6 protein-coding genes are annotated in these 7,069 nt (G+C 68.0%); 3 read left to right on the forward strand and 3 right to left on the reverse strand.

Annotated elements, in window-relative coordinates; all coding sequences use genetic code 11:
- Positions 1-164 precede the first annotated feature (164 nt).
- Positions 165-914 carry a sulfite exporter TauE/SafE family protein gene (locus tag ACYP33_RS01985; RefSeq protein WP_414447348.1) on the reverse strand — a complete coding sequence of 250 codons (750 nt, stop codon included), beginning with the start codon at positions 912-914 and terminating at the stop codon, positions 165-167.
- Between the two features lie 442 nt (positions 915-1,356).
- Between ACYP33_RS01985 and ACYP33_RS01990 the strand changes: the two genes are divergently transcribed.
- A complete protein-coding gene (locus ACYP33_RS01990; RefSeq protein ID WP_414447347.1) occupies positions 1,357-1,863 on the forward strand; it encodes an energy transducer TonB in 507 nt (168 codons plus the stop codon).
- Between the two features lie 17 nt (positions 1,864-1,880).
- On the opposite strand, the gene ACYP33_RS01995 is transcribed toward ACYP33_RS01990, so the two are convergent.
- Positions 1,881-3,044: a porin gene (locus ACYP33_RS01995; RefSeq protein WP_459619370.1), complete on the reverse strand. Its 1,164-nt coding sequence runs from the start codon at positions 3,042-3,044 to the stop codon at positions 1,881-1,883.
- Positions 3,045-3,495: 451 nt separating this feature from the next.
- Between ACYP33_RS01995 and ACYP33_RS02000 the strand changes: the two genes are divergently transcribed.
- Positions 3,496-4,602, forward strand: coding sequence for an OpgC domain-containing protein (locus tag ACYP33_RS02000; RefSeq protein WP_459619371.1), 1,107 nt, complete (start codon positions 3,496-3,498; stop codon positions 4,600-4,602).
- Positions 4,603-4,782: 180 nt separating this feature from the next.
- Positions 4,783-6,060, forward strand: a complete 1,278-nt coding sequence (locus tag ACYP33_RS02005) for a mechanosensitive ion channel family protein (RefSeq protein WP_459619373.1) — start codon at positions 4,783-4,785, stop codon at positions 6,058-6,060.
- 97 nt (positions 6,061-6,157) lie between these two features.
- On the opposite strand, the gene ACYP33_RS02010 is transcribed toward ACYP33_RS02005, so the two are convergent.
- A complete protein-coding gene (locus ACYP33_RS02010) occupies positions 6,158-6,988 on the reverse strand; it encodes an IclR family transcriptional regulator (protein WP_459619375.1) in 831 nt (276 codons plus the stop codon).
- Between the last annotated feature and the right edge of the window lie 81 nt (positions 6,989-7,069).

The raw sequence follows: 7,069 nt of genomic DNA on the forward strand, positions 1-7,069 counted from the left end.
CGCGCCGAAAAGGCGGTGTGCTTCGGAATTGCGCATCGGTGCCGTGCTTCGACATCATGCGTCGCCAACGCGTCTCGGTAACGTGCTTCGGCATCCCGCCCCGATAACACGCGCCGGCATCGCAGATTGCCGCCGCGCCGCCTTCCCGCCCCAAACCCGCCGCGTCAACCGTGCGCCGGCCCGACCGCCATATACACCCCGAGCGCCACCAGCCCCGCGAAGAACACGCGCCGAAACGTCCGCTCGCCCACTACGTTGCGCAGCCCCTGCCCGGCCGCCATGCCGAGCAGGGCCGGCGCCAGCGCGAGCGCCGACAGGCCAATGTCCAACGCCTGCAGGCTCGACGTCGCGGCCAGTTGCGCCGCCAGCACGATCGTCGAGGCCGTAAACGACAGGCCGAGCGCCTGCACCAGCGCGTCCTTGCCGAGTTGCAGCGATTGCAGATACGGCACGGCCGGCATCACGAACACGCCGGTGGCGGCGGTTACCGCGCCGGTCAGGTAGCCGACCAGCGGCGACAGCCAGCGCTCGTGCCGCCCCGGCGCCGGCAGGCGCGCGGCGGCCAGGCCCCATACGCCGTACAGCGCCACCACCGCGCCGAGCGCGATGCGCGTCCACGGCGCGGCATGCGCCAGCGATGGCAGGCCGCCCGCAAAGGTGCCGACGGCAAGCCCCGCGAGCAGCGACCAGAGCCGCTTGAGCAGCGCGCCGAACGCCGGGCCGCGCGCCAATTGCCAGATATTGGTGACGAGCGACGGCACCACCAGCAGGCTGGCCGCCGCCGCGGGCGGCATGACCAGCGTCAGCAGGCCCATCGCCACCGTCGGCAGGCCCAGGCCGATCATGCCCTTGACCACGCCGGCCACGGCGAACACCGCGACGACGATCGCGATCGTCGAGCCGTGATTGTGCATATGAAACTCCCGGAAACACGCCTGACAGGCGAACGCGCCGATGGTGCCGTCAGGCGACACGGCGCGCCATCTGGCTTTGCCTGAGTCTGGCTCAGGAGAAACGGGGCTGCATGCCTCCCCGCTCGCTGGATGCCGATTCGAGCGGCGGGCACCGCCGTTCGAGAGGGGGTTGCGCGAACGACTGTTAGTTGCAAGTTCATGGAGACCCGATTTGCGCTTGTGCGCGGTTATGATGGCGTCGCCCCGATGCACGCGGGCCCAACATGTCCTTCCCCGCCGCTCCATGACAACGTCCCCGCACTTGCTTCGTATCGCCATGTTCCTGACGAGCGCGTGGCTGCTCGCCGCCTGTTCGAGTGCCCCCGCTCCTGCGCCGAGGCCCGCCGGGCCACCCGTTGCCACGCGTCCGAACGGCCGTCCCGAATTGACCGCAACTTGTCAGATGGTCAAGCCCGACTTTCCGGGCGCCGGCCGATTCCGCGGCGTGGTAAAGCTCGGCTTCGAGGTCAGCGTCGCCGGCGAAATCGAAAACATCACGATGATCGAGTCGACTGGACACTGGCAACTCGACGAAAGCGCCTTGCAAGCCTTGAGGAAAAGTCGATGCAAGCCTTACCTGGAGAACGGAAAACCGAGACGGGCTCATTACATCGTGCCCTACAAATTCGAGGCGAATGACTCCCATCCCGTCACGTCGTACAGCGAAGCATCGAAGGCGGCGCTCTTGCTGTTGCCCGGCACGCCACCGAACGAAGGCGTCGGCCAGACCTATCGCGTCAACATCCCCATCTGCGACGTACGCCGCGCTCCAGCTCAGAAAGCACGAGTATTCGGAACGTATTCGCAGGGCTGGCCGTTGACGATTTACGAACGGCGGCATGAGTTCGCGCGCGTATCGCCTGACGGCGCCGCGCCCGAGTGGGTGGTGTTTTCACTGCTACGGCCCTGAGCGGGTCCGAGTCTCCATCAGAACTTGTGCCGGATCGCCGCGCGCACCGAGAACTGGCTGGCCGTGGCCGACGGCCCGTCGGTGCCGACCAGATAGCCGCCGTCGATCACGCCACCGGAACGGTCGCCGCCGACGCGCTGCCACGCGCCTTGCAGATACACGTCGGTCTGCTTCGACAGGCTGTAGTCGGCCATCAGCCCGACCGTGTGGTAATGCGGCTTGGCCGCGCCGTCGGCGGTGTCGAACGTGCCGCTCGTGTAGGTGTACTGCGCGCCGACGAAGAACACCGGCGTGAGCTGGTACTTGCCGTTGATCTCGAAATTGTCGAAGCGGGTGGCCGACAGCCCGAGCCCCGACAGCGCGCCGGCCGGCAGATAGGCCGTGGCGGACGGGTTCTTGAGGTCGGTCTTGGTATAGACGAAACCGACCGTGGTTTCGCCGAACGTGTAGTTGAGGCCGCCGCCGAAAATGCGCAGCCGGTCGGACGTGAAGTTCGCGTCGTTGGCGGCCATCGCGCCATCGGCCGTGCGGCCCGGGTTGTTGGCCTCGAGATAGGCCGCGCCGACCTGCAAGCCGCCGAAGTCGTAGCGCGCGCCGGCGCTGTACTGACGGTTGTTGGCGAAGCCGGTGGCGTTGCCGAAGCTGTACGCGCCGCCGAAGCTCAGGCCGCCGAAACCGGGGCTGGCGTACTTGACGGCGTTGTTGGCCCGCACTGTGTTGTCGGCGTTGTCGTTGTCGAACGGGTGCGACATCAGCAGGCCGCCCCAACTGCCGGCGGCCGTCAGCGGCGCCAGGTAGTCGACCACGGAATCGTATTGCCGCCCGAACGTCAGCGCGCCGTATTGCGCGTGGGTCAGGCCGACGAACGCCTGGCGGCCGAACAGCCGGCCGCCGTTGCTGGCCGTGCCGTTGTTGACGTCGAAGCCGCTTTCGAGCGCGAAGATCGCCTTCAGGCCGCCGCCCAGATCCTCCGCGCCGCGCAGGCCCCAACTGCTGCGCTGGGCGTAGCCGCTGGCGAGCGCGTAGTCGCTTCGATTGACGCCGTTCACGCCGACGTTGTTGGTGTAGTTCACGCCTTCGTCGATCACGCCGTAGAGCGTGACGCTGCTCTGCGCGCGGGCGGGCGCGATCAGCGCCATGACCAGCGTGGCGGCAGCGGCGGGCAGCAGGAGCTTGTTCATTGTCGACAGTCTCCGAACCGGAAAACTGGAATGGCCCGGCAGACCGCTCGACGCGGGCTGGGTTCGCCGGACCTCGATTCATGCCTCAACGCCCGGTGGCTGCCGGCAGCGTGAATGACGGTGATGAGTGTGTCACGGCCCGAATGCGCCGTCCACGCCGTTCGAGGTGCCCGCGACGGCCGTTGCGCAATACCAACTTCGTGTGCGCCGACGCTCGCGCTTTCAAGCAGACGACACACGCCCGCACGGGCTTTTCGGCGATGGCCGACGCCATGCGCCGCGATGGTGCAACGCGCCGCCCGGCGCCAATCTGCCGGGCTTGGGCCGACGGTGGCACAATCACGTCCGTTTCCGCTTCCGCCGTCCGCTTCATGCCGAGTTTCCCGCCGCGCGCCGCCGCGCTAGCGTCCCCGTTCTTCCCCCTGCTCCGCGCCACCCGGCGCCGCCGCGCATGAGCACGCCGCCGCGCCCGGGCCGCTTCGCGGAACTCGATTTCTTTCGTGGGCTGGTGCTGATGGTGATCGTGGTCGATCACATCGGCGGCAGCATCCTGTCGCGCGTGACGCTGCACGCCTACGCGCTGTGCGACGCGGCCGAGGTGTTCGTGTTCCTGGGCGGCTTCGCCACCGCGATCGCCTACAACTCGCTCGCCGAGCGCCAGACCGAAGCCGTCGCGCGCCAGCGCTTCATCCGCCGCGCGTTCGAGATCTATCGCGCGTTCCTGGTGACGGCCGGGCTGATGCTGCTGATCACGGCCGTGCTCGGCGCGCTCGCGATCGACGGCCCCAACATGCCGACCCACGATCTCGAAGGCCTGATGCACCACCCGCTGGCCGCGCTGCGCGACATTGTGCTGTTCCGCCGCCAGCCGTATCTGGCCTCGGTGCTGCCGATGTACGCGTTCTTCGCGGCGCTGGTGCCGCTGGCGCTGCCGATGGCGCGCAACAAGCCGTGGCTGCTGCTCGCGATCAGCCTGCTCAGTTGGCTGTCGGCGCGCCGCATCGCCGGCTATCTGCCGACCGTCGACGGCCTGCCGTGGGATTTCAATCCGTTCGCGTGGCAGTTCATGTTCGTGCTCGGCGTGCTGTCGCGTTGCCAGCCGGTGTACCCCACGCTGTCGAAGCAGCCGCGCGGCGTGCTGGTCACGGCGCTGGCAGTGGCCGTGGTGGCCGCGGGTGCGTATTACCGGCTGCGCATCGAGCCGTTCCCGACCGATCCGGCGATCAAGCAGAACCTCGGCGCGGTGCGGCTCGTCAATTTCCTCGGGTTCGCCTGGCTGGCCGCCAAGCTGGTGCACCTCGGCTGGATGCACAAGGTGGCCCGCCTGATGCCGTGGATCGGCACGATCGGCCGGCAGGGGCTGCTGTGCTTCGTGGCCGGCACGGCGATCTCGCTGTCGGTCGATTCGGTGCTGTACTGGGAAACCGACGGCTATCTCGACGTCCCGCTCGGGCTGACCGCCGACGGGGTGGCGATCGGCCTGCTCTATCTGGTGGCCAAGCTGTACGGCCCGATCGCGGCGAAATTGCCGTTTCTTGGGCCGCGGCGCCGGGGTTGACGGGCTGAGGCCAAACCCCGACTGCATCAAACTTCGGCCTCCACAAGGGAACCCGACACGCAGTTCGGCTGTCATGACAGCCTCCCTACTGCGCGCGCCGCCCCGGCCGCGCAGACGGCCGCGTCCCGTACACGGGCGGGCGCGCCGCCGTGACCTGATCATCCGTTCCGTACCGAATCAATGAATGAAACCTGGTTTGCGCCGCTCGTCGGCTGTCTGATTCTCGTCGCGGCGTCCTGCGTGATCGCCGCGGCCGTCCGTTTCCTGCTGTTCCGCGTGGTCGCCAAGTTCGCCGCGCGCACGCCCACCCGCTTCGACGACGTGCTGTTCCAGTACGGCGCGTTCAAATGGCTGTCGCGGCTCGTGCCGTTCCTGGTGTTCGAGCTTGGCTTCGGCGCCGTGCCCGGGATTCCCGAACCGGCCGAGCGCGTGGTCGACAAGCTGTTGTTCGCGGTGCTGGTGTTCCTCGCGACGATGATGGTCAGCGCGGTGTTGTCGGCCGTCGAACATCTGCACCGCACCAAGCCTCGCGAGCAGTCCACGATGTCGCTGAAGGGCGCGATGCAACTGGTCAAGCTGCTGATGTTCCTGACCGCCGCGCTGGTGGTGATCGGCGCCTTGACGGGCAAGCAGATCGGGCTGCTGCTGTCGGGCATCGGCGCGATGTCGGCGGTGCTGATGCTGATCTTCAAGGACACGCTGCTCGGCCTGGTGGCCGGCGTGCAGCTCTCGTCGAACGACATGCTGCGGATCGGCGACTGGATCACCATGCCGAGCGCGGGCGCCGACGGCGACGTGATCGACATCACGCTGAACACCGTCAAGGTGTCGAACTTCGACCGCACCATCATCACGATTCCCACCTGGAAGCTGATCACCGAGAGCTACCAGAACTGGCGCGGCATGACCGAATCGGGCGGCCGACGCATCAAGCGCGCGATCTTCATCGACGCGACCAGCGTGCGCTTTCTCGGCGCGAACGAGATCGCCCGGCTCGAACATTTCAAGCTGCTGAAGGATTACCTCGCGAGCAAGCGCGGCCTGCTCGACGAATGGAACGGCGCGCTCGGCGCGGACGCCGAATGGACGGGCAACCGCCGCCAGCTCACCAACCTCGGCACGTTCCGCGCGTATTGCGACGCTTATCTGCAGCAGCATCCGCGCATCCACACCGGCATGACGCACATGACGCGCCAGTTGCCGCCGACGGCCGAAGGCATTCCGATGGAGTTGTACTGCTTCACCGACACCACGGCGTGGCTCGATTACGAGACGATCCAGGGCGACATCTTCGATCACCTGCTGGCGGTGCTGCCGGAGTTCGGGCTGCGCGTCTATCAGCATCCGTCGGGCTTCGACATGCGCGGCATGTTCGAGGCGGCCGGCGCGATGCGTGCGGTGACGCCGTCAGCCGGCGAGGCGGCCAACGAACCCACGGGCCGCGTGACGTCGCATTAAGCCGGCCTGAACCGGCCTGAATCAAGCCCCGCCGCCTTCCCCGCCCGATCCTCACCACGCCCGGCGCCGGCCACGCCGCGCCGGGCTTCCCCGCCCCTCACTGCGCCGAGGCGTCGGCCTCGGCATCCGCTCCGAGCAGCAACGACAGGCGGTGCGCCGTGTCCTTCAGCGCGGCCACCGTGCGCTCGCTGGCCTGCGCCGGCAGGTAATGCACCGAGCCGACGATCGCGAGCGAGCCGAACAGCTTGTTGCCGAACTGGAACACCGGCGCAGCCAGCGCGTTGACGCCGGTGAACGCTTCCTCGGGCGCTTCCGCCCACTGCCGCGAACGCACCAGCGCCACCTCGTGCAGCAGCCGGTCGCGCTCGACGATGGTTTGCGCGGTGGGTGCGGCCAGCGGCTGCGCCAGCACGCGCTCGAGCAGCTTGGGCGGCCCGAACGCCAGCGCGATCTTGCCCTGCGCGACGGTGTGAAAATCGAAGCGCGTGCCGGGGTGGAAGATGATCTCCAGCTTGCTGCGCCCCGGCACGATGTTGAGCACCACCATGCCCTCGTCGGACACCGTGGTGATCACCACCGTCTGCCCCACCGTGTCGCGCAACTCCTCCATCAGCGGGCGGGCCAGCGTCACCACGTCGAATTGATCGAGCGCGCGCCGCCCGAGCAGGAACATCCGCCAGCCGATCCGGTAGCGGCTGGTGTCGGGGTTCTGCGTCACGTAGCCGTCGCGCTTGAGCGCGCTCAGGTGTCGATGCACGCGCGCCTTCGGAATGCCGAGTTCCTGCGCGAGGTTCGTCAGTGCGCTTTCGTGCGGATGGGAGGCGATGGTTTCCAGCAGACGCAGCGACATCACCGAGGTGGATGAGGTCGCGTCGTCCTGGGCGCCGGGTTCGAGGTCGTCGCTGTCTGCTGCTTTGTTGGTCGCCATGAAGGGGAAGTATCGGGATGATCGTGTGAGGGCCGGAGGCCGCGCGCGGGCGCCCGGCGCGGCCTGCGGATCAGGCGCCCG

The sequence above is a fragment of the Burkholderia sp. 3C genome (assembly GCF_054589155.1).

Bases quoted from the DNA above. Each gene is read 5' to 3' on its own strand.
- ACYP33_RS01985 (WP_414447348.1), bottom strand. From the start codon at position 914: ATGCACAATCACGGCTCGACGATCGCGATCGTCGTCGCGGTGTTCGCC.
- ACYP33_RS01990 (WP_414447347.1), top strand. From the start codon at position 1,357: ATGGTCAAGCCCGACTTTCCGGGCGCCGGCCGATTCCGCGGCGTGGTA.
- ACYP33_RS01995 (WP_459619370.1), bottom strand. From the start codon at position 3,044: ATGAACAAGCTCCTGCTGCCCGCCGCTGCCGCCACGCTGGTCATGGCG.
- ACYP33_RS02000 (WP_459619371.1), top strand. From the start codon at position 3,496: ATGAGCACGCCGCCGCGCCCGGGCCGCTTCGCGGAACTCGATTTCTTT.
- ACYP33_RS02005 (WP_459619373.1), top strand. From the start codon at position 4,783: ATGAATGAAACCTGGTTTGCGCCGCTCGTCGGCTGTCTGATTCTCGTC.
- ACYP33_RS02010 (WP_459619375.1), bottom strand. From the start codon at position 6,988: ATGGCGACCAACAAAGCAGCAGACAGCGACGACCTCGAACCCGGCGCC.